Origin of the sequence: Solitalea canadensis DSM 3403, from assembly GCF_000242635.2 — a bacterium.
In the GTDB taxonomy this organism is placed as follows: Bacteria; Bacteroidota; Bacteroidia; order Sphingobacteriales; family Sphingobacteriaceae; genus Solitalea; species Solitalea canadensis.
Window position 1 is genome coordinate 2,415,563 of the sequence record NC_017770.1, and the last position, 21,738, is coordinate 2,437,300.

The 21,738-nt window shown below is 37.0% G+C and carries 14 protein-coding genes; 5 read left to right on the forward strand and 9 right to left on the reverse strand.

What is annotated here, in order from left to right; translation table 11 throughout:
- Positions 1 to 77 precede the first annotated feature (77 nt).
- From SOLCA_RS10025 to SOLCA_RS10035, 3 genes are all read right to left on the reverse strand, one after another.
- A complete protein-coding gene (locus tag SOLCA_RS10025; RefSeq protein WP_014680334.1) occupies positions 78 to 764 on the reverse strand; it encodes a GIN domain-containing protein in 687 nt (228 codons plus the stop codon).
- A 270-nt stretch (positions 765 to 1,034) separates the two neighbouring features.
- Entirely contained in the window at positions 1,035 to 1,424 is a 390-nt protein-coding gene (locus tag SOLCA_RS10030) for a GIN domain-containing protein (protein WP_014680335.1), read from the reverse strand.
- 250 nt (positions 1,425 to 1,674) lie between these two features.
- Positions 1,675 to 3,579: a RecQ family ATP-dependent DNA helicase gene (locus SOLCA_RS10035; protein ID WP_042479621.1), complete on the reverse strand. Its 1,905-nt coding sequence runs from the start codon at positions 3,577 to 3,579 to the stop codon at positions 1,675 to 1,677.
- A 119-nt stretch (positions 3,580 to 3,698) separates the two neighbouring features.
- Here SOLCA_RS10035 and SOLCA_RS10040 point away from each other — a divergent pair, with 119 nt between their 5' ends.
- Both SOLCA_RS10040 and SOLCA_RS10045 read left to right on the forward strand, forming a co-directional pair.
- Complete coding sequence (locus tag SOLCA_RS10040) at positions 3,699 to 4,562, forward strand: fructosamine kinase family protein (protein WP_014680337.1); 864 nt, start codon at positions 3,699 to 3,701, stop codon at positions 4,560 to 4,562.
- 125 nt (positions 4,563 to 4,687) lie between these two features.
- Positions 4,688 to 6,889, forward strand: a complete 2,202-nt coding sequence (locus tag SOLCA_RS10045) for a bifunctional alpha,alpha-trehalose-phosphate synthase (UDP-forming)/trehalose-phosphatase (protein ID WP_014680338.1) — start codon at positions 4,688 to 4,690, stop codon at positions 6,887 to 6,889.
- A 68-nt stretch (positions 6,890 to 6,957) separates the two neighbouring features.
- Here SOLCA_RS10045 and SOLCA_RS10050 read toward each other — a convergent pair whose 3' ends face one another.
- The 4 genes from SOLCA_RS10050 to SOLCA_RS10065 all read right to left on the reverse strand — a co-directional run bounded on the left by SOLCA_RS10050 (position 6,958) and on the right by SOLCA_RS10065 (position 13,336).
- The gene (locus SOLCA_RS10050; RefSeq protein ID WP_014680339.1) at positions 6,958 to 8,742 is read right to left on the reverse strand and encodes a glycoside hydrolase family 15 protein; all 1,785 of its coding nucleotides are present in this window, start codon (positions 8,740 to 8,742) and stop codon (positions 6,958 to 6,960) included.
- 83 nt (positions 8,743 to 8,825) lie between these two features.
- Positions 8,826 to 10,070, reverse strand: coding sequence for an MDR family MFS transporter (locus SOLCA_RS10055; RefSeq protein WP_014680340.1), 1,245 nt, complete (start codon positions 10,068 to 10,070; stop codon positions 8,826 to 8,828).
- Positions 10,071 to 10,193: 123 nt separating this feature from the next.
- Complete coding sequence (locus SOLCA_RS10060; RefSeq protein WP_014680341.1) at positions 10,194 to 12,785, reverse strand: DUF3857 domain-containing protein; 2,592 nt, start codon at positions 12,783 to 12,785, stop codon at positions 10,194 to 10,196.
- 86 nt (positions 12,786 to 12,871) lie between these two features.
- Positions 12,872 to 13,336 (reverse strand): Lrp/AsnC family transcriptional regulator, encoded by a 465-nt coding sequence (locus tag SOLCA_RS10065; RefSeq protein ID WP_014680342.1) that lies wholly within the window; start codon positions 13,334 to 13,336, stop codon positions 12,872 to 12,874.
- A 146-nt stretch (positions 13,337 to 13,482) separates the two neighbouring features.
- Between SOLCA_RS10065 and SOLCA_RS10070 the strand changes: the two genes are divergently transcribed.
- Entirely contained in the window at positions 13,483 to 14,649 is a 1,167-nt protein-coding gene (locus SOLCA_RS10070; RefSeq protein WP_014680343.1) for a histidine decarboxylase, read from the forward strand.
- Positions 14,650 to 14,719: 70 nt separating this feature from the next.
- Here SOLCA_RS10070 and SOLCA_RS10075 read toward each other — a convergent pair whose 3' ends face one another.
- Positions 14,720 to 17,233 carry a mechanosensitive ion channel family protein gene (locus SOLCA_RS10075; protein ID WP_014680344.1) on the reverse strand — a complete coding sequence of 838 codons (2,514 nt, stop codon included), beginning with the start codon at positions 17,231 to 17,233 and terminating at the stop codon, positions 14,720 to 14,722.
- Between the two features lie 119 nt (positions 17,234 to 17,352).
- Between SOLCA_RS10075 and SOLCA_RS10080 the strand changes: the two genes are divergently transcribed.
- Positions 17,353 to 17,946 (forward strand): DUF1684 domain-containing protein, encoded by a 594-nt coding sequence (locus SOLCA_RS10080; protein ID WP_014680345.1) that lies wholly within the window; start codon positions 17,353 to 17,355, stop codon positions 17,944 to 17,946.
- Between the two features lie 171 nt (positions 17,947 to 18,117).
- Here the strand turns inward: SOLCA_RS10080 and argS are convergent, their stop codons facing one another.
- Positions 18,118 to 19,884 (reverse strand): arginine--tRNA ligase, encoded by a 1,767-nt coding sequence (gene argS / locus SOLCA_RS10085; protein ID WP_014680346.1) that lies wholly within the window; start codon positions 19,882 to 19,884, stop codon positions 18,118 to 18,120.
- A 354-nt stretch (positions 19,885 to 20,238) separates the two neighbouring features.
- Here argS and SOLCA_RS10090 point away from each other — a divergent pair, with 354 nt between their 5' ends.
- Positions 20,239 to 21,711 (forward strand): arginine deiminase family protein, encoded by a 1,473-nt coding sequence (locus SOLCA_RS10090; protein WP_042481079.1) that lies wholly within the window; start codon positions 20,239 to 20,241, stop codon positions 21,709 to 21,711.
- Positions 21,712 to 21,738 lie beyond the last annotated feature (27 nt).

Sequence of the window (21,738 nt, forward strand, 5' to 3'; positions counted from 1 at the left end):
AACATAAAAAAACGGTTACCTTTCGGATAACCGTTTTAGTATATAGCGCATGAAGAAAGTATTTCTTATTAATGGACCTAATAAAGGCTTGAAATGGAAACTTCTTGTCCGGCCAAACTCATTTTAGCAGGTGTTCCATTTTTATAGTTGAACTGATCTTTAACAACTGCCTTAAAATCGCAGATGCCATTTAGTTCAGCATTGTAATTATTTACAATGAAAGATGAGCCGTCAATACAAGCCGATTGATCTGTTTTAATATTGTGCACTTCAGCAGAGCCCTTTACCATTAATTTTGAGCCAAGAGTTACCTGAGAATACAGTTCGTAGACATCAATAGTTAAATTAGCGGAACTTTCCTGATCGAGTGTTATGCTCAATTCTATTGCATTAAATGTGCTTAATGACTCAATTTGAACATTTTTGCAAGCTTCAATTGCTTGCAAGTCTTTCGCAAAAACCACAATCTGAGGAGTTCCTGCAAAGCGACTCATTGTTGATTTAATGCTTAATACACCATCCTTAACTTCAACTTTAATTTGCTTAGAAGTAAGATGTTCTTTAGAAAGCATCAGGAGTTGGTCATTATCACCATTACTGATAATTAATCTGACATTTCCTTCCACATTAACTTTAGTAAAATGTTGCAATGAACGGGTAAGTTTTGGTTTCTTAACCTGATCGGCTGCCTGAGCATTACCAACCCACAAAATGCTTGTTAAAGCAACCCATGCAACAGCGATTAGTTTAGAGAGCGTTTTCATCGTTGTGTTTATTTAGTGTTAGTTATTTGTTTTTCTGACGCTATAAGTTTGATGAATGTTGCACTTTGAAAGTGTTTTTTTTTAAAATAAAAAAATCAATCAACTGTATCTCATTCACTTAGTCAAATTTCACAATAAAACAACTTGCTAATCAAGCGTATATTTACCTGAATATGCTCGTTAAATTACAAGTACATGTACCATGATTATAAAACAACAAGGCCGTTCCGGTTAAAATCGGAACGGCCTTGCTATAGATTTCAGCAGAATTTATTCTTTTACAACTTTAACATCGCCGTAGGTGCTGATATTATGGATGTCTTTTAAGGTAATCCAAAGTGTTATTTTTTTCTTAACAGCATCTGTTGTATAAATATTCAATTCGTTTTCAGACACAAATGACTGAACAGCGTTTGCCATTTCTTCTGGTGCTTCAATGATAATTTTTTGCTCATTACCTTGTGAAAGCATTACTTTAAAGTTTCCACTTACTTTTACAGTTTCAAAAGCGGCAACCTGCATTTCTTTACGAACTGGAGTAGTTTCTTTTTTGGCTTTTTTAGTTTTGCTATCGTCATTAACTGTGGTAAATGACATTGTGCTTATCATAAGTAATGCTGCTAATGCAAATGCACCGATACTTTTAATAGTTGTTTTCATAATCTCGTGTTTAGTGTGTTATAAGTGTTAGTGATTGGTTAATGAAAACCAGTGGTTAGCTGCTGATTTTCAACACACCAAAATTGCAAACAGAACGACAAATATTCTGCACAAATCAAGTAACATGCTAACGACGAAGATGTAAAAACGGGGCTACTGAGAAATAGAAAAATTACATTTAATTAAGATTTTTTAACATTTAAGAAAGGTCAATTTTACCTTGTTTCTTAAATTGAAAAAGTTACAATTTCTACAATAGGCTGATTTCATTATTCTCATTTACTTTTAACGTACCTTCATCCTGTAACAACCTTATAAAATTTGTAATTTCCTCTGCCGGATAGCTATTAAATTTTGTTTGTAAATCCAAAAGCAGCACGGGACCATCCGAAAGTTTTGCAACAATTAAGTTGCGAAAAACATCCAAACCGTCTTCTTTTGTTACATGTTTTTTAAATGCTAAACATACATCGCAAACACCACATTCTTGTGCGTTTTTCTCATCGAAGTAATGTAACAACATAACACTACGGCAAACCTCCTTTTCTTCAGCATAACTCATCATCGATTCAAGCTTTGCTCGCTGGTCTCTTTTTCGCTCTTCTATATAAACTTTATTGATAAACATAGACTTAGCATCAGCTCTTGGAGTTAGAAAAGTTACTCTCGGCAAGTCCGTTTGAGGGAAATAATAGATGATCCCCAACTCGTTTAATTTATTTAGTACCTGGAGGTAAGTTTTGTAATCTGTATGAGTACGAGAAGCCAATAAACGTTCATCTATGGAAACATAATTATCAAACAAGCTTCCGTAAGAACGTAAAATTATCTTAATAGGAATATCAAATACTGAGTTAGCAATCTGGAATCGATATAACTCATCATTACTAACCGCAAATTTCATCCGGGATGGTAAAAATACGTTTTCTGAAAAACTCAGGTATCCATCCTTTTCCAAAAATTTTAAACAGTTCAGAACCTTTATAGCCTTTAAATTAAATCGATTACAAAGCTCATTTAAATCCAGGTCGAAACTTAAGCCCTCACCAGCACCAACTGCCAGTTGAAGATAATTTCCTAATGCCTGGTAAACAGCCCTGATTTCTTCTACTTCCGGAAATGCCATCTCCTGCTTTTGGAGTGCTTCTATCTTATCCGTTTCATTATACAACAGCACTGCATAGGCCTTCTTTTCGTCGCGCCCTGCCCTGCCTGCTTCCTGGTAATAAGATTCCAGACTTTCGGGAGCTTCTAAATGGATTACAAAACGAACGTCGGGTTTATCAATACCCATTCCAAACGCATTTGTCGCTACTATTACTCTCAACTGATTTCCGATCCAGGCGTTCTGTTTCCTAAACCGATCAACCGTTGGTACACCTGCATGATAAAAGTCGGCCTTTATATTATTTGTCCATAAAAAATGGGCAATCTCCTGGGTTTCTCTTCGATTGCGTACATAAACAATACCGCTGCCAGGAATTTTTCGCATAATTTCCAGCATCTTTTCATGTTTATTTTCTCCATACCTCACCACATAGGTGAGATTAGGGCGTTCGAAACTTTTTTGAAATACCTTACCGTCTTTAAAAAGTAATTTATCATGGATGTCTTGCTTTACTTCTGCTGTAGCCGTGGCTGTTAACGCCAAGAAATGAATATTGGGGAGTAATTCTCTTAGTCCGGCAATTTTCAAATAGGAAGGCCTGAAATCATACCCCCATTGCGAAACACAGTGCGATTCATCTACTGTCACAAAACAAATCTTCATTTTTTTTATCCGCACCTTCACAATTTCAGTTGACAGGCGTTCGGGCGACATATACAAAAACTTAACATCACCGTAAACACAATTATCTAATGCTGAATCAATTTCTCGGTAACTCATCCCTGAAAAAATGGCAACAGCTTTTATGCCTTTGCTTTTCAGATTTTCCACCTGATCTTTCATTAAAGCAATTAGCGGAGAAATTACAATGCAAACGCCTTCCATTTGCATAGCCGGCACCTGAAAACAGATTGATTTCCCTCCTCCTGTAGGCATTAATGCAAGTGTATCATTACCAGCCAGCACAGATTCAATAATTTCCTCTTGCAACGGCCTGAATGATGAATAACCCCAATATTGTTTTAATACTTCGTGATTAGCAGACATAGCGTTTTCAAAAATCGAAAAAGACACAACGATGCTAAGTTATGAAATGTTAAACGTATCTGGCATCACCCTTACCCAACTCCATCTTAACGGTAAAAAATTTAGCTATCTTTACGTATATGAAAACTACGCTCCAACAGGCACTCTCTCAAGTGCTAAATGCAGATGTAATCATTGATGATTTTCATCTCGTAGAAGGAGGTTCTATTAGCAGCGCTGCTAAAGTTGTTACCAATTCCGGTACATTTTTTATTAAATGGAATGATGCTTCTTTCCATAAATTGTTTGAAGCCGAAGAAATCGGGTTGAATGTATTAAGAACGGCTTGTCCTATTTTGGTTCCTAAACTAATTGGCTCTGGAGTTATTGATTACACCGCTTTCCTTATTTTAGAATGGATTGAACCACATGCTCCTGAAGAAACTTTTTGGGAAGATTTTGCCAAACAATTAGCCATCATACATTCAAATACAACTACATTACATGGCTTGGCTTATACTAATTTTATAGGAAGTTTACCTCAGTACAATCATCATTACACTAATTGGGTCGATTTTTTTGTTGCTAATCGCTTACAGGTTTTAGTGGAAGCTGCTTTTAACAAGGGTTATCTGACCAATTCGCATCTTAAGAAATTCTATGGTTTCTATTCAAAGCTCTATACTCTTATCCCCGAAGAAAAACCATCTTTACTCCATGGCGACTTATGGAATGGAAATATGATGTGTGGGTCTGACGGTAAAGCACGCATTTTTGATCCTGCAATTTATTACGGAAACAGAGAAATGGATCTTGCTATGAGTGCTTTATTTGGTGGTTTCAATTCAAAATTCTACAAAGCTTACGACGAATATTATCCATTGGAAAAAGGATATGAAAGTCGCTTTCCAATCCATAACTTATATCCTTTACTTGTTCATTTAAACTTATTTGGCATGAGTTACTTAACTGATATTGAAGCAATTTTAAAAGAATATAATTAAAGAAATTCAATTTTCCGGGCAATTTAATCTACAAAAAGCTGTTATAATAATATCCTGCGTACTTTGAATGCCCATTATTCTTGGGTACAGAACTTGTCTTATTTAATCATTATTAGCACTAGTATATGAATAAATCTAAAACAATTATTGTCTCCAATCGATTGCCTGTTAAAATCACCTTTAACAGTGGGCAAATTGCGTATCAAAACAGTGAAGGTGGCCTTGCTACTGGTTTAGGAAGTATTTACAGAACAGGAAACAATATTTGGATTGGATGGCCCGGAGCAATCATTGAAGATGATATGCTTAAAGAACAGGTTTCTGTCGATTTAAAAGAAAAGAGCCTATTTCCGGTTTTTTTATCCGATGAAGAGATAAACAAGTATTATGAGGGTTTTTCTAATGAAACGCTCTGGCCACTGTTTCACTACTTTCCTTCCTATGCCCGCTACTCTGAAGAAAACTGGGAAAGCTATAAAGCGGTAAATCAAAAGTTTGCTGACATTGTTTTAGCTAACCTTAAAAACGGAGATCAAGTATGGATACATGATTACCAGTTAATGCTCGTTCCTCAAATGATCCGGAGCAAAATGCAAGATGTTAGCATTGGATTCTTTTTACATATTCCATTTCCTTCTTTTGAAGTTTTCAGGCTGCTACCCTGGCGAGCTGAACTGATAAAAGGAGTAATTGGAGCCGACCTCATCGGATTTCATACATTTGATGATTCTAAATATTTCATTAATTCTTGTCAACGTATATTAGGATTAACTTCTATTAATAACCAGCTATATGTAAACGACCTTCCGGTTATTGTGGATGCATTCCCGATCAGTATTGACTATGTAAAATACAACGAGCTGGCCAGTAATAAAGTACTTAAACAGCATGAAGATAATATCATAAGACGAAAGGGTGAAGCCAAATTAATGATATCGGTTGACCGGCTTGACTACAGTAAAGGACTAATAAACAGACTAAAAGCATTTGATCAATTACTTTCACAATTTCCGAAGTACAAAGAAAAAGTGGTGTTTGTGCAATTGGTTGTACCCTCTCGTGATACGGTAAAACAATACAGTGAACTAAAGGAAGAGGTCGACAGGCTGGTAAGTGATATTAACGCCCGCTATGGAACCTTAAACTGGCAACCTATCCAATATTTCTATCGCTCATTTTCGATTGAACTACTATCCGCATTGTATAAAACTGCAGATATTGCCCTTGTTACACCTATGCGTGATGGTATGAACCTGGTAAGTAAGGAATACGTAGCCAGTAAAATCGATAAGAAAGGCGTTCTGGTACTAAGTGAAATGGCGGGAGCATCAAGAGAGTTAAATGATGCCATTATTATTAACCCTAATGATCAGATAAGTTATGTAAATGCATTGGTTCAGGCCCTTGAAATGCCAGATGAAGAACAATTACGTAGAATGACTGCAATGCAGGAAATCGTTGCCCGGTTCAACATTTTTCACTGGGTAAAGGTTTTTATGCAACGCTTGGAAGATGCTAAAACACTGCAACGCCGGCTTTCTGTAAGAGAGATTTCTCCATTAATTCAAGAAATGATTGGAGAGCGATACCTGCGTGCCGAAAAACGATTATTGTTTTTAGATTATGACGGAACACTGGTTGATTTTAATAACAATCCATTACTCGCCTGGCCCGACTGGGATTTACTTCAATTGTTGGAAATGTTAATTGCCGATCCGAAAAATACGGTTGTATTAATAAGTGGCCGCAAACAGGAAACGTTAGAAGAATGGTTCGGCAAACTGAATATGAACATTGTTGCGGAGCATGGTGCATGGATAAAGCGCAAAGGCAAAGATTGGACACACCATGAGATTGATGTAGCATGGAAAGAAGATGTATACAATATCATGCAGGCGATAAATGAACGTACCCCTCGTTCGTTTATTGAAGATAAAAGCTATTCGGTAGCTTGGCATTATCGCAATGTGGAAGTTGGACTGGCTGAATTGCGGGCTAAAGAACTGGTGGAGAATTTGAAATACTTAACAGCAGATAGAGGCCTTCAGATAATGCATGGTAATAAAGTTATTGAGGTTAAAAGCGCCGAAATAAATAAAGGCAAGGCTGCTAAAAAATGGACTGATCGTCATAGTTATGAATTTATTTTAGCCATTGGCGACGATCATACGGATGAGGATACGTTTAAAGCAATGCCTAAAAATGCCGTTAATATTAAGGTAGGTAGCACCAGTTCTGTAGCCGCCTTTTACTTACATTCACCAAATGATGTAAGGCTTTTGCTCAAAAATTTGGTTAAAGAGCAAATACAGGAAAACGTAGAGTAAGCGATTGCTAAATGCTTGTTATTGATATTTTGGAAAGAGGCGTCAGTTAACCAACGCCTCTTTCCAGTTTAAAAAGATAAAAAATCCGGTTTATCAATTTTCTTCGCAATCCGATAGGCTGCATTCATTAAACCCACATGGCTATATGCTTGTGGAAAATTACCCCACTGGCTGCCATCTTCCCATAGCACATCTTCACTTAATAGGCCCAAATGATTTGTATACTTCAGGAGATTTTCAAACGCTTCTGTAGCCTCTTTAATACGACCCACACATGCAAGTGCCTCCACATACCAAAAAGCAGTAATCAAAAAAGTAGTCTCAGGAATACCAAAGTCGTCCTTGTGTTTATACCTGTAAAACAAACCTCCAGGGGCCTTTAATTCATCCTCAACTGCTTCCAAATGTTTCCTTGCTTTTTCACTTCTATGATCGAGATAACCCATCATTATCAATTGTAATGTGCTTGCATCCAAATTACTTGTTCCTTCAGCCTGCGTATACACCTCACGAACCGGATCGTAACAAGCCTCAATATGCTTTGCGGCTCTATCGGCAAGTTCCATTGCCTTCTTCTCCAACGGGATATTATTAATGTGTGCTGCGATCTTCATCGCTGCCTGACAGCCGGCCCATTGAAATAAATTGGTATAGCAATGGCGTTGAGCAATATGCCTGAATTCCCAAATACCAGCATCTTCTTCGTCGATGGTATTTTCAATTTTCAGTAACATGTTTTCTACCCATTTAGCAGAATCATGACGTTCTGAATATGTAAAGCGTTTATCGGTGTAAAGCGGTAATAAGGAAAGGAGCATTTGACCGTAGGCATCATTTTGAATATGTTCTGATGCCTGATTGCCCACCCTCACCGGTTTGTTACCAAGATAACCGTACAAATCAACCTCACGTTCCCTTAAATTGGCATCACCGCTAATGCTAAATAAAGGCTGATAACGTCCTTTCTCATTTTCAGAAATATTAGCGAGGTAATTAAAATACCCCTCCATTTCTTCAAAGTGACCAATATTGTTAAAAGCCTGTAGAATATAATAAGCATCCCTTAGCCAACAAAATCGATAATCCCAGGTGCGGCCACTCTGATCAAATTCGGGTAAACTAGTGGTACTTGCTGCAACTATGGCACCCGTATCTTCAAACTGATGTATTTTTAAAGCAAGAGAAGATCGTATTACCTGCTCCTGGTACATATTTCCGATACCCGTATTCTTAACCCACTGTTGCCAGTAAACAGTCGTTTTTCGTAAAAAATCTTCCGCCGTACTTTCCAATGGGGCTTCTAATGGAGTTCCAAAAGTTAGCACGAGATATTTGGTTTCATTAAGTGCCGAATACTTTCCGGCAACAATATGGCTTAAAGGAAAATTACTGGTAAGTCGGATAGGATTGGCAAGTCCGCTATATTGAACATGGTTACTGCCCACAAATCTTTCAAGCTCGCTTTCACCATAATTTTTTGTAGGCCTACATGTAATCTTTACACGTGGATTGCCCGACATTACCTGTATTTTACGTACAAGCATCAAAGGCTTATAATACCGTTCATATTGGTAAAATCTTGGGGCAAAGTCGATAATGCGATAAATACCCTCCGAACACTCTACCTCTGTACAAAGCACATTGGTGTTTTCAACATAAAACTGACGGGAGGTAAAAGAGCCTTCAGGTAAAATCGTAAATGATCCGCCTTTTTCCTGATCGAGTAAACTTCCAAAAACAAAACTACTGTCGAACCGGGGCCAGCATAACCATGAAATATCTGTATTCTTGTGTACATGCGCAATAAACGCACAATTCCCGACTATGCCGGATTGATAGGTGTGTTTCTGCATAAACGTAGGTTTTAAAAGAAGAACGTTTAGACATTAAGTTAGCGTATATTTATGAGGAAATGAAGTGGTTTTTCCTGAAAATCTTAATCTACTAACACCTGTTCGGCTATTGGTTCCTTAGCTGCTTCTAATTTGTTTTTTAACATCCAAAAACCGGCAAATATTACAAGCGACAAACCCGATATCACATACCAGAGAGTTGTAAAACCATAATTCTGGACAATGCGAGATCCCAAAGTTGGAGATAATACTTGGGCTATTGAATAGGCTATGGTATATAATGCTGCGTACTGACCTCGATTATTTTCTGAACTTCTGCTTATCCAAAATGAATTCATAAAGGGCATTGATAACATTTCGCCAAAGGTTATGGCCAACATTGATATAACCACCACCATAGCTGAAGGTCCCAAAATATTAAACATCAGAAATGACGAACCGAGTAATAAGGTACCTTTGCTAATGTAAACCAATGGCGATCGCCTTCCTTCCAGTTTATACACCATAACCATTTCAATAATGGCAATCAAAATACCGTTCATTGCCATAACCAAGCCTATTTGCCACTCTTTTAAATGCACTACCTCTTTATAATATACCGGAATGATGGTAAACATTTGAAAGAAACAAATAGCATACAGCGTTACAAAAAAGATAAATGATAAATACACTTTATCCTTGTATGCCGATTGGGTATTTTCTGTTATGCTTTTTTGGGCAACTTCTTTTTCCGGTGTTTTGGTAACCCTTGGCAAAAACATTCGGAGTAATATCGCCGCCACAATACACGTGATACCATCTACCCAAAACAACAGGTTGTAACTGATACCCGCCAATAAACCTCCGATTGCAGGACCAACGGAAAATCCTAGGTTAACCGCCAACCGGTTGAGAGAATAAGATCGTGTGCGATTTTCAGGAGCACTGTAATAAGCAACTGCTGCTGAGTTTGCCGGACGGAATGACTCTCCAATAACACTTAATGCAAAGAAACAAGCTCCTATTGCATAGATTGAGTGCATTTGTCCCAATACGATGAACATGAAGCCGTTCAAAAACAAACTCCAAAACTGTAAATTCGAAAAGCCGAATTTATCAGTTAATCTTCCTCCAAAATAGGCTCCAATAATCGCTCCTGCTCCAAAACAAGCCATTACAACACCAGCCTGTGCAATTGAATAATGAAGTTCCTGAGTTAAGTATACAGTCATAAATGGCAGTACCATCGCCCCTGCTCTGTTAATCAGGATTACGAATGATAATAACCACGTAGGACGAGATAGACCGCTGTAAGCGTTCTTATAAAGTGTTAAAGTTTGTTGAAGCATTAGTTAAGGTTGGCGAAAACGAATATCCGAAATTGTAGCTTCTGTTGAAAGGAAAATTGAAAAAGTGGAAAACTATTTAACAAAAAAGCGTTAGTTGATTGGCTAACGCTTTTTTGTGATTATTTAACTCTCGATCTCTTCCGGAACCTGTACAGATTGAGTCGCTTGGGTGTCCGTATTATTCATGTAATCCGGATGTGTAAAAACAAATGTTTGCTTTACGCGTGAGGATAGAATAAAATAAGGAATAAAGATAGCAACCCTTAATATCACCAAGAAAATCTCTTTACCCACCTGATAAGAAACAGGTGTATTATTAACCCATGATGCTAGTAACATATCACTGGTAAACCAGACCGCATAAACCGAATAAAAAATTACCATGAGTTTCGGAACTGTATTTCTCCTCTTAAAGAACATGATAATTAACAATACCGAGAAGACTATAAAACCAATATTGATTGCATATTCAAGAATCACCATTACTGATACAACCGGTTTAAGATTAAACAAATTTGCCCATAAAGCTTCACTGAAGAAACCTCCAGTGGTCAGTGTGGCAAAAATAAGTAAAGGTGAAATACACAAGCCAATAGCTACCAAAATTAACCACCCACCGATAGGCAATATGTCTTCATATTCATCAACATGATACGGCAAAGAATACCTATATATTTTTTTTGCCCCAAACACTAATCCTCCAATTAACAATAAAGTACAAAACAGAGTCAGCCAAACCGGGCCATTACTCTTAGGTTTCCCATCAATACTCCCATCAGACGTAAGCGTAAACTCCAATTGTTCTTTGATACTATTCACATCCTTAATAAACTCGGGAGCTTTAATGGCTGAAACGCTTTCTTGTAGAATCTCATATTCATAATAAAGGTTTACTGATTTTTGAGTAGATGTAGGTCTTGAAATGAACCGGTACTCAGGTTTAACCAGTTCATAATCCATACCTCTAACACTAATTGGCGACGGAGTTTGAACATTGATTTCATAACGTAAATAGTAAGGATAATTTAATCCAATTGGAGCAACCCTGGCTTTTCCAGGAATTTGGATTAACATATTTGCTAATGAATGAGCTCTTATAGACGTTTTTAAGAGACTACTTTCTTTATCGTTTTTCCAGAAATTCTTAATACTATACTTCTCCAAAAACCTGATAGTGTTCTCCTCCTCGTTATCCTCTATCTTCACTTCTTCCAAACTTTCAACATCGCCGTACACTTTACTATAATAATCAAGATTACTTTTCTCAAGTTCTTGAATACCAACATTCGCCAAACGATATCTCACATCGTCTGCCACATTTAATGTATACTGAGTAGAAACACTAAGAACAACATCTTTTTTATTAGGAGCTAATTCAAAGTCTTCCGTTAGCCAAACATACCCAGGCGTGTTCATTTTTATTGGGGTTAGGCTATAGGTATTATTCTTGATTACCAGTCCTTTTTCATAATTTGGAAAAGCCAAAGCATGTGCAGGACCTCTTTGATGAGAAATTGTTGGATCAATCCAGTACTTTTTACCATTAATAACCGCATTAACCACCGCATGATTAAATACCGAAGCACTTGGCAAAAATTCATCTGTTCTAGCTTTAGCATAGGTATTTACATATACCATATATGCATCAATGCCATTAGATTTAAGCATGGTGCATAGCAAAAGTGATTTATCCTTACAATCACCATAACGTTGTTTGAATATTGCAGCTGTTGTATTGGGTTTATGTGAATAAGCGCCCATTTCAACACCCATGTATCTTATTTGATCCTGAACAAAGCGAACAACTTTCTGAAAATAATCATACTCATCTTTGCTTTCCTTTTTATATTCATCGATCTTTTTCTGAAGATCGGGAGAAATTACAACGGATGGCTGGTTTAATTTTAATGCCCAACTTACCACTTCATTCCAGTTGGCAAATTCTGTTATTTGTACATGTGGATAATTATTAAACCAACTTGGTTGATAATCCTCAATGTCGGCAGCTTTAACAGAATAGAGATTCCATTCATAGCAATTCAATCCATTTTTCTGAGAAACTATTGCCTGTGGAGCATTATGGAATGACTTAAAATTGAGTTTTCTTTTGGGATTAAAAATGACAGTTTCATAAATATGTCCAACAGGATCTGAAGTTTGGAAATAAATATCACTTTCATATTTATCATTAAAAACCGGATTTCTACCCGTAACTGTATAAGAGAATTCGATTTGATCGCCCTTTCTTACATCATCTAGTATTAAATAGGCTGTATGATAGCCATAATACAAAAACCTTGAAAGATCTTCTTCATTTTGGATGATCTTGAATTTAGCATTAGGCAATTTATTGATCATCTCCCCTTGTCGTTTTATTACTATACTATGAAAGGCAATACTTTCATAAACAGGATCATAAGACACCTGAATTTGCGAACCATGCTGAACACCCGTTTCAGATATAATTTCTCTGACAACTCTCCTATAACAAGCTTTTTGTTCAACGTGATGCTGTTCCTCATATAATGAAAGGTAAAAACCATCTCTAACTTCTTTAAAATTGATTTTATTATTGCTTTCTTTAATTGGAAGCAACCAAGAAGGTTTAGGCTTAATCTCTACTTTTTTTGAGAAGGCGGATACATCATCGAAAATAAAAATAGCAGCTAAGAGTAAAAATAGAAATGTTAATGATTTAGGCTTTACAGTAGACATACATGTTTAAATATTCCCGAAAAATAGAAATATTTCAGCTTAATTAGTATGACAGGCTAAGAATGTGGAAATGTTGAAAACACATTCTACTCTATTTCCAATGCAGTTTCATGTTTGATTTCCTTTAGCACAAAACTACTCTGCAAATTCGAAATATTAGGGATAGTTGATAATCTGTTCATTACAAATGAGTGATAATCATTTACATCTTTCACGGCTATTTTGAGCAGGTAATCATGACTCCCGGCCAAACATAACACTTCCAGAACTTCTGTAAACTGCTGAATCGCTTCTTCAAAATTAGTAAGCGTTTCCATCGATTGTTGCTTTAGAGTTACGGTGCAAAGTACAAGCAACTGCTTTCCTAATTTCTCCCGGTTTACCAACACGACATACTTTTCAATAAAGCCTTCTCGCTTTAGCCTGTTAATGCGCTCATAAGTAGGCGAAGGACTTAACCCAATTGCGTTGGCAATATCCTTTACGTGTAAAGAAGCATCTTTTTGCAGCAGATTTAAGATCCGGCAATCGAGTACATCCAACTTTTCCATAGTTACTTTTCCTGTTTAAGTTTTATTAAATACAAAAATCAGCAAAATATTCTACCAAACCACATAATAACAGATGATATTCCCGAATTAATTAATTATCAGACAATATATTTTATGATACCATAATTTTGCAAAAAATTAACCTGATGAACTATAACTTAAAGGAAGATGATCATAACCGCTTGCATGACTACATGCAAAAGGCTGAAGAACGTGCTAAGCACTTCATTGGATATCCGATAGCCCGTGATTTTGACTATTCTGAGTTGTATCCATTATTAAGCTTACCATTAAACAATGTGGGCGATCCGTTGGTAGATTCTACTTACGATCTTAACTCACGTTCATTGGAGCAAGAAGTTTTGGCTTTTTTTGCAGAACTGTTTAATGCTCCCGAAAATAACTGGTGGGGATATGTTACCAATGGTGGTTCAGAAGGTAATTTATATGGACTATACGTAGCCCGTGAATTATTTCCGAATGGTATCGTTTATTATTCTGAAGCTACGCATTACAGCGTTCAAAAAAATATCCAATTACTAAATCTTCGCAGTATTGTAATCCGTACCCAGGAAAACGGGGAAATGGATTATGAAGATCTTCGACAGATGTTGCAAATGCACCGCGATCAGCCTGTAATTATGCTGGCTAACATCGGTACTACAATGACTGAAGCAAAAGATGATCTGGGTGAAATTCAGAAAATCTTAAGAGATTTGGCCATTAAAAACCATTATATCCATTGTGATGCTGCTTTAGCCGGAACTTACAGTGCCTTGTTAAAGATGAAACCTGGATTTGATTTCACTTATGGTGCAGACAGTATAGCTATCAGCGGACATAAATTTATTGGTTCTCCTATTCCTTGTGGTTTAGTTCTGGTAAAGAAAAACTATAAAGAACGTATCGGAAGATCAGTTCCCTATATCGGCACTGTCGACACAACAATCACAGGAAGCCGAAACGGACATAGCCCGATCTTTTTGTGGTATGCAATTAAAAAATTAGGGAAAGAAGGATTAAAACATCGTGCGTTAACATGCCTTGCATTAGCGGGTTATGCTATTGACCAGTTACAGGCAATTGGTGTAAAGGCATGGAGAAATCCGGATGCACTGACCATTGTATTCCCTAAGCCTTCTATTAAATTACGCAATCGCTGGCAAATTGCCACTGAAAATGAGTGGAGCCACATTATCTGTATGCCAGGCATTACCAAATATCAGATTGACGAGTTTGTAGCAGAACTTGCGGCTGATATAGAAGAACAAAAAAGCCTGGCACTTGCGCAACGTGAGTTGCAGGAGGTTTGAACAATATTTTCTTCATATAACTAAGTATATTGGTTGTTACCTTCGGTGGCAACCGATTGTTTTTATGTACTTATACATCTCTTTTACCCATTTCTTTTACCTCTTTCGTATCTTCATTTTTCTCCTGCAAATTCTTTATAAAAACATCCTGTTGAGGGAAAGGAATTTCAATATTATTCCCTTTAAACTCTTTATCAATGGCAATAATAATCTCACTTTTAATCAGTGTCCAGCTGTTGAATTCTGCAGTCCAAAATAAGATGCGGTAGTTGATTGAACTATCACCAAAACCTGTAACCAGTACAAGCGGAGGCGGATAAGTCAATATTTCTTTTCGATTATTCAGTATTTCCAGCAAAATTGCTTTAACTTTTTCAAGGTCGCTGCCGTATTTTACTCCAACAAGTATTTCTACCCTTCTGTTATTATTACTAAGTGTCCAGTTAATTAAGTGTTGATTTAACATATCACCATTGGGTATAACAATTTCTGCCCCGTCAAATGTGACCATTTTGCTACTACGAATTCCAATTTCTTTTACGGTACCGGTATTCGTTCCTACTTCAATCTGATCGCCTACAGAAATAGGCTTTTCAAACGCCAGAATAACACCACTTACCAGATTATTCACAATGTTCTGTAAACCAAATCCGATACCTACACCCAAAGCTCCAATAATGATGGTAACCTTATCTAATGGAATACCGGCAGCTGCAATTGCTACCAGGAAACCTAAGGCTAATATGGTTAATCGCAAAATAAGTCCGATGCTGCCAAATCTCGACTTTCTGATCTTTTGTCCTTGTGAAGCCCCCAACATATAGGAAACAATACTGGCTATTATGCTGGCTACCCAAATGATAATAAAAAAGATGAGCACGCTGCCAAGGGTAAAATCAATGCTTCCCACTTTACGTTCTTTGGATAAAAAGTTACTGATATCCTCGATAACAAGATCGTAGACATCCAGATTTTTTGCCAGAATCAAGAACCAACCAATTAAACCCAATATCCCCAACATCGGACGAATCACCTTTTGCAAGTGATCAAAATTGATATAAGCCGTTAGCTTTTCATTCGACTTATTTGCTTCTGTTTGAACAAATAGAAATTCACTAACTAACCTAATCCACCATACCAGACAAATTCCGGCAATAAGGTTAAAGTAGCTTCCATCAACCATAAGTTTGGCTAACGAATACCTGCCTAAGGGATTAGCGATCACTCCGATAGCCAGTTGTATAAAGAATACCCAAATCAGTATTTTATATTCTGATTTAAGTACAGTGCTAATGCGTATCATGTAGATACTTAAAATTAGGCCTGCGCAGCCCATAACAAATAAACCCCAACGTTCTTGTCTTGATACCTCCAACAGTAAATTATCTAGTACCGCCAAACCAAACAGTAGCAAAATAAGCGGCCAGATTGCCCTGTATTGAGGCCGGGCATCTCCCCAAAATATGTATGATCCTAACAACACCATCACTAACCATAAAAACTCAAGGTAAATCATCGGACTGTCCGAATAAAAAAACTGAGCCGGTACAATCACAATGAAAATTGCAGAGGTAATTTGATGTAGATAAATATGCTTTACTTGTTTGGAGATTTTCTTTAAAACCGTTGAATCAATTAACCTGAAAGCTCGAATAGTAATAAAGACCATTAAAGCGATCAAAAACAAAATAAACATGTGCGATGGCCAATTGCTTTCGAGGTAGTAATTAGCAATCAGTTTATTTTTCTTAACTGAAAACTTCATCACTTTCATCAGGGTTTTCGACTGCATCGAAGTTGGTTCCCACAGATAAGGTGCTTCCTTAGAAAAAATGATCTTTTTAAAATTACGAATCTGATAGTTGATCTCGTCAAGGCGGTCGTCAACATCCAAATTTAGTCGCACAACCCTACCCTGCAGTATCCCAATTCTTATGATTGCTTTGTTAATATCAGCATCAACCGCTTTATAGCGTAATACAAAATCCTGCATCTGCCGTAAATACTCTGCCCTTAAAAAATTGTCTTTGGGCATCTGAAACATCAACGGATCGTGTTTGATTGATTCCCTGAAAACTTTATATTGGATTAATCGTTCCGAAGCTTCGGTAGTTATTATCTGCCATCCATCCAATTGATTACCTACAGCAATTAATAATACTTTACTGGTATAAAGATTCCGAAGATTTAGTCGCCCCGATGAATGATAAATACCTTCTTCTGCAACCGCCATCTGATCTTCCACCTTGTCCAGCTTTTTACTCATATCAGTAGTATCAAATCCGCGGCGCAAGGCATTTTGAATTTGGGTCATCTTTTTGGAATACTCTTCAAGACGACTTAACTGATGGGTTACAATGGTATCGCTACCTTGATATTTACGTGCAACCGAATCAGAAAAACGTTGGAGTCGTTTTAAAGCTTTTTGCTGCTTAACCTGAACTTTGGAGGTATCTTCAGCCTGAATGGTATCTTTCTTTTGTTTTATTGAGTCTTGCGCAGGTTTGATCGATGTTTGTCCATAACAAGTAACAGAAAATAAAACAAATAGCAATAAGTACCTGAATGCTGTCATTCCAAACATAAGGGTTCATGATGATCATTAATATACGAAAAAGAAAACACTAAGAAATGGTTCCCAATTAGCAATTGCATGCAATTGTTCGTATAAAAAAGTATTATTGCAGTTATAGATTACTTAATATGAAAAGATTGCTACTTACCCTGACTCTTTTATTGACAGGTATTTGTCTGAAAGCTCAAACCAGCTATATAGAAGAAATAAAGCATTATCAGAAAGAACTGAACGAGGAATTTGCCAGTCCAGAGAAGTCGCCGCTGACAGAAGAAGACCGGGCAAAGTTCAAAGAGTTGCCTTTCTTTCCGATAAACGAAGCATACAAAGTTGAAGCGAAATTTATCCGAACACACAATTCGGTTCCTTTTGAGATGCCTACTACCACTGCCCGTAAGCCGGTTTATGAAAAGTACGGAGAAGCTCATTTTAAGTTGAATGGGAAAGATCTTGTGTTGAGCATTTATCAAAGCCACTCATTGAGAGAGAAAGCGGAATATAAAGATCATTTATTCCTGCCCTTTATGGATTTGACCAATGGAGAAGAATCATATGGCGGAGGGCGTTTCCTTGATCTAACCATACCCGAAGACGATACCATTGTGATCGATTTTAACAAAGCATACAATCCATATTGTGCCTATAATCACAAATATTCATGTCCAATACCGCCTAAAGAAAATGATATGAATACGGAGATAAAGGCTGGCGTTAAAAAGTGAAGATGATTACACCTATTATTGAGCGGATTACACTGATTAGTGAGATGATTATACAGATGATAAGAATTGGATTCTATCTGTGGTAAATCAATTAATCCCAAACTATCGGTGTAATCCCAAAAAATCTAAATCGGTGTAATCACTTTCAAAAATCAGTGTAATCCCCATCAATTACATACGTTCCGGAACTTCGATTCCTAAAAGCGCCATACCTTTTTGAAGTACATCTGCTGTTAATGAAGATAACCCCAAACGAGATTTCTTTAATTGCTCGTCTTCTGCTTTTAAGATTGGCGTTTCATGATAGAACTTATTATATCCTTTAGCTACTTCGTATAAATAGTTGGCGATAATTGCCGGACTGTAACTTTCTGCGGCGTCAGCAATAATTATTGGGAATTTATCCAGTTGTTGAATTAACTCACGCTCATCCTTCGTTAAAACAGTCGGAATTACATTTGTAAACTCAATTCCTTCACTTTTACGGATTACCGAACGGATACGAGCATAAGAATATTGAATAAACGGCCCTGTATGTCCCTGAAAGTCGATTGACTCGTTAGGGTCGAACATGATACGTTTTTTAGGATCTACTTTTAGCAGGTGATATTTTAATGCACCTAAACCAATCTGACGGAATAATTCTGTTTTTTCAGTTTCTGAGAAATCATCCACCTTACCTAACTCTTCGGTATGTTGGGCAGCTGTATCGATCATCTCCTGAACCAGGTCATCCGCATCCACAACGGTTCCCTCGCGTGATTTCATTTTACCACTTGGAAGGTCAACCATTCCGTATGAAAGGTGGAATAAACCTTTTGCCCATGATTTTCCTAATTTATCCAAAATCAGGAATAATACTTTGAAGTGATAATCTTGTTCGTTACCAACCACATACACCGATTTATCCATTTGAAAATCGTTGTATTTTAGCTCGGCCGTTCCTAAATCCTGGGTCATGTAAACAGAAGTACCATCTGAACGTAAGACTAGTTTTTCATCCAAACCATCAGCAGTAAGGTCAATCCACACAGAGCTATCAGGTTTGCGGAAGAAAACACCTTTAGCTAGTCCCTCTTCGATCAAATCTTTACCCAACAAATACGTATTAGACTCGTAATAGTATTTATCAAAGTTTACGCCTAAGTTTTTGTAGGTAACGTCAAATCCTTCATATACCCAGCCGTTCATCATTTTCCAAAGGTTAATCACATCGGTATCCCCTTCTTCCCATTTCTGTAACATCTGCTGAGTTTCAACCATTAATGGAGCTTGTTTCTTTGCGTCATCCTCACTTACACCCTGCTCTTTTAATATGTCGATTTCTTTCTTGTATTCCTTATCAAAAATAACGTAGTACTTTCCTACAAGGTGATCACCTTTCATTCCACTTGATGCAGGCGTTTCTCCGTTACCAAATTTCTGCCAGGCCAGCATCGACTTACAAATATGGATACCTCTGTCGTTTACCAGGTTAGCCTTAATCACTTCATATCCTGCTGCCTCAATAATTTCAGCAACTGAATAACCTAATAAGTTATTACGAACGTGGCCTAAGTGTAAAGGTTTATTGGTATTCGGTGATGAATACTCTACCATTACCTTCTTACCATTTGATGCTGATACTCCAAAATTTGGTGTAGCAGCATTTACTTTATATCGGTTGATCCAGAATGAATCGTCAATAACAATATTTAAAAAACCTTTGATTACATTGAAATCAGCAATTTCAGCAACATTTTGTTTAAGGTATTCACCGATTTCTTGTCCGGTTACATCCGGAGATTTCTTTGAAAATCGGGTAAAAGCAAATACTACCACAGTAATATCACCTGCAAATTCTTTTCTAGTTTCTTGTAATGAAATGTCTGAAGCGGTGATCGTTTGATTGTAGAGTGTCTGAACGGCTTCAATGGTTTTTTGAATAATAAATTCCATGCGGCAAAAGTATCAAATCTGTTGAAAAAACGAGGATATTTTTTGATTGAGCCGCTAAGAAATGGAGACACAAAGTATAGAATATCATTACCACCGCATTGCCATGGTTCAATTAATGACCGGCTAAAATGCGACAGCTTCTTTTTTTTACTTTTTTTCCTCCTCCTTTATTCATCCCCAAAACATAGTTTAAATGATTTAAACTCGGAAAATAGACCAAAACCTTAAGCTATCTTTAGGTAGAATTGCCCCTCACAGCTTCACAAGGGCTTTTTTATGTGGTTTTTTGATATAGCTTTGTATATCAATCAACCTCCACGAAGTGAACTCTTCAATGAGATTAAATTTATTTTTATGAGTTTCAAAAATGTAGAAAACAAAGTCAATGTTACCTCTGAAATTGGCACACTCCGCCGATTATTAATTCACAGTCCTGATAGCGGATTAGGTAAAGTAGTACCATCAAAAGCGCAAGACTGGCTTTTCGAAGATATTGTACACCTCGATACAATCCGCAGAAAAGAATACGATTTTTACGTAAAGATCTTACTCTATTTTCTTGATCCTGAAAAGATCAAAGGCAAATTAGCTGAAATAGACGCTGAAGCATCGAGACGTGCTTTTTACAAACCCGACAATCCAAATTTCCATAATTCCGACAAGGTAATTGAAATTCAGGTTTTACTTTCAGACATTCTAAAAGATAAAGAAACCAAATTACAACTTGTCGCTTCGGTATGTTCATTAGAGAACTGTACTTATGAACTACAAGCAGAATTAATGGCTTTACCTGAAATTAAACTGGCTAAAGTGCTTATTTCCGGTTCCATTGATGATGAACGAATGATCTTCCCTCCGATTCCGAACTTCATTTTCACACGTGATATTGGTATTACCATCAATAATCACATCTTAATGAATAAAGCAGCCAAACAGGCCCGCACACGCGAATCGGTTTTAACAAAATATATTTTCTTCAATCACCCGATCTTTGCTGATTACAAGAAAAACATTATTGAAATTTCCGACAACGCCCATCATTTCTTACTACCTTATAATGAGATTGAAAATCAGAAGGTAACGCTTGAGGGTGGTGATGTGATGGTGGTAAGTGAAGACCACCTTGTAATTGGTTGCAGTGAACGTACTTCATTGTTTGCCTGTAACCAGGTGATCAAGACGTTATTCAAAAAGAAAGTGGTGAAGAAGGTTACAGTTGTTAAAATTCCGAAAAAACGCGACTATATGCACCTTGATACCGTTGTTACGCAGGTAAAACGTAACATGTGGATTATGTTGGGTTCATTAGGAAGAATGGCTGAAACCAATAAGATTCCGGTGGCTGATGTAATTGTTGAATTGCAGAATATTAAGGAGGAAGAAAAAACAAAAATCATCCAGTTTAAAATTGAAAATCCTCAACAACCTGTGTATTTTGAGTATCTTGAAGATTTACTGGAAGATATCAGCAAAAATGATTTGGGCTGCACCGAAGAAGTTAAATTTATTTATTCGGGTAACAATAAATTTCCTTATGACACCCGCGAACAGTGGACAGATTCCTGTAATTTAGTATGCATTAAGGAAGGTGTTGTTTTAGGCTACGACCGCAATGAGAAAACGCTGGAAGTGCTAAAAGAAAATGGTTTTTCAGCAATTGAGGCACATGAACTAGTCGCAAAAATGGAAAGCGGAGAGATTGACCCTGAAAAACTAAGCAACACAGTGGTTTTAATGCCTTCTGCTGAACTATCACGTGCGCGAGGAGGTTTCCATTGCATGAGTATGCCGATATTGAGAGATAACCTCACTCCGGCCCTCTCTTAAAAGGAGAGGGAGGTAACGCACTTAACT

Excerpts from the sequence above, each read along its gene's own strand:
- SOLCA_RS10025 (WP_014680334.1), bottom strand. The coding sequence starts at position 764 with ATGAAAACGCTCTCTAAACTAATCGCTGTTGCATGGGTTGCTTTAACA.
- SOLCA_RS10030 (WP_014680335.1), bottom strand. The coding sequence starts at position 1,424 with ATGAAAACAACTATTAAAAGTATCGGTGCATTTGCATTAGCAGCATTA.
- SOLCA_RS10035 (WP_042479621.1), bottom strand. The coding sequence starts at position 3,579 with ATGTCTGCTAATCACGAAGTATTAAAACAATATTGGGGTTATTCATCA.
- SOLCA_RS10040 (WP_014680337.1), top strand. The coding sequence starts at position 3,699 with ATGAAAACTACGCTCCAACAGGCACTCTCTCAAGTGCTAAATGCAGAT.
- SOLCA_RS10045 (WP_014680338.1), top strand. The coding sequence starts at position 4,688 with ATGAATAAATCTAAAACAATTATTGTCTCCAATCGATTGCCTGTTAAA.
- SOLCA_RS10050 (WP_014680339.1), bottom strand. The coding sequence starts at position 8,742 with ATGCAGAAACACACCTATCAATCCGGCATAGTCGGGAATTGTGCGTTT.
- SOLCA_RS10055 (WP_014680340.1), bottom strand. The coding sequence starts at position 10,070 with ATGCTTCAACAAACTTTAACACTTTATAAGAACGCTTACAGCGGTCTA.
- SOLCA_RS10060 (WP_014680341.1), bottom strand. The coding sequence starts at position 12,785 with ATGTCTACTGTAAAGCCTAAATCATTAACATTTCTATTTTTACTCTTA.
- SOLCA_RS10065 (WP_014680342.1), bottom strand. The coding sequence starts at position 13,336 with ATGGAAAAGTTGGATGTACTCGATTGCCGGATCTTAAATCTGCTGCAA.
- SOLCA_RS10070 (WP_014680343.1), top strand. The coding sequence starts at position 13,483 with ATGAACTATAACTTAAAGGAAGATGATCATAACCGCTTGCATGACTAC.
- SOLCA_RS10075 (WP_014680344.1), bottom strand. The coding sequence starts at position 17,233 with ATGTTTGGAATGACAGCATTCAGGTACTTATTGCTATTTGTTTTATTT.
- SOLCA_RS10080 (WP_014680345.1), top strand. The coding sequence starts at position 17,353 with ATGAAAAGATTGCTACTTACCCTGACTCTTTTATTGACAGGTATTTGT.
- argS (WP_014680346.1), bottom strand. The coding sequence starts at position 19,884 with ATGGAATTTATTATTCAAAAAACCATTGAAGCCGTTCAGACACTCTAC.
- SOLCA_RS10090 (WP_042481079.1), top strand. The coding sequence starts at position 20,239 with ATGAGTTTCAAAAATGTAGAAAACAAAGTCAATGTTACCTCTGAAATT.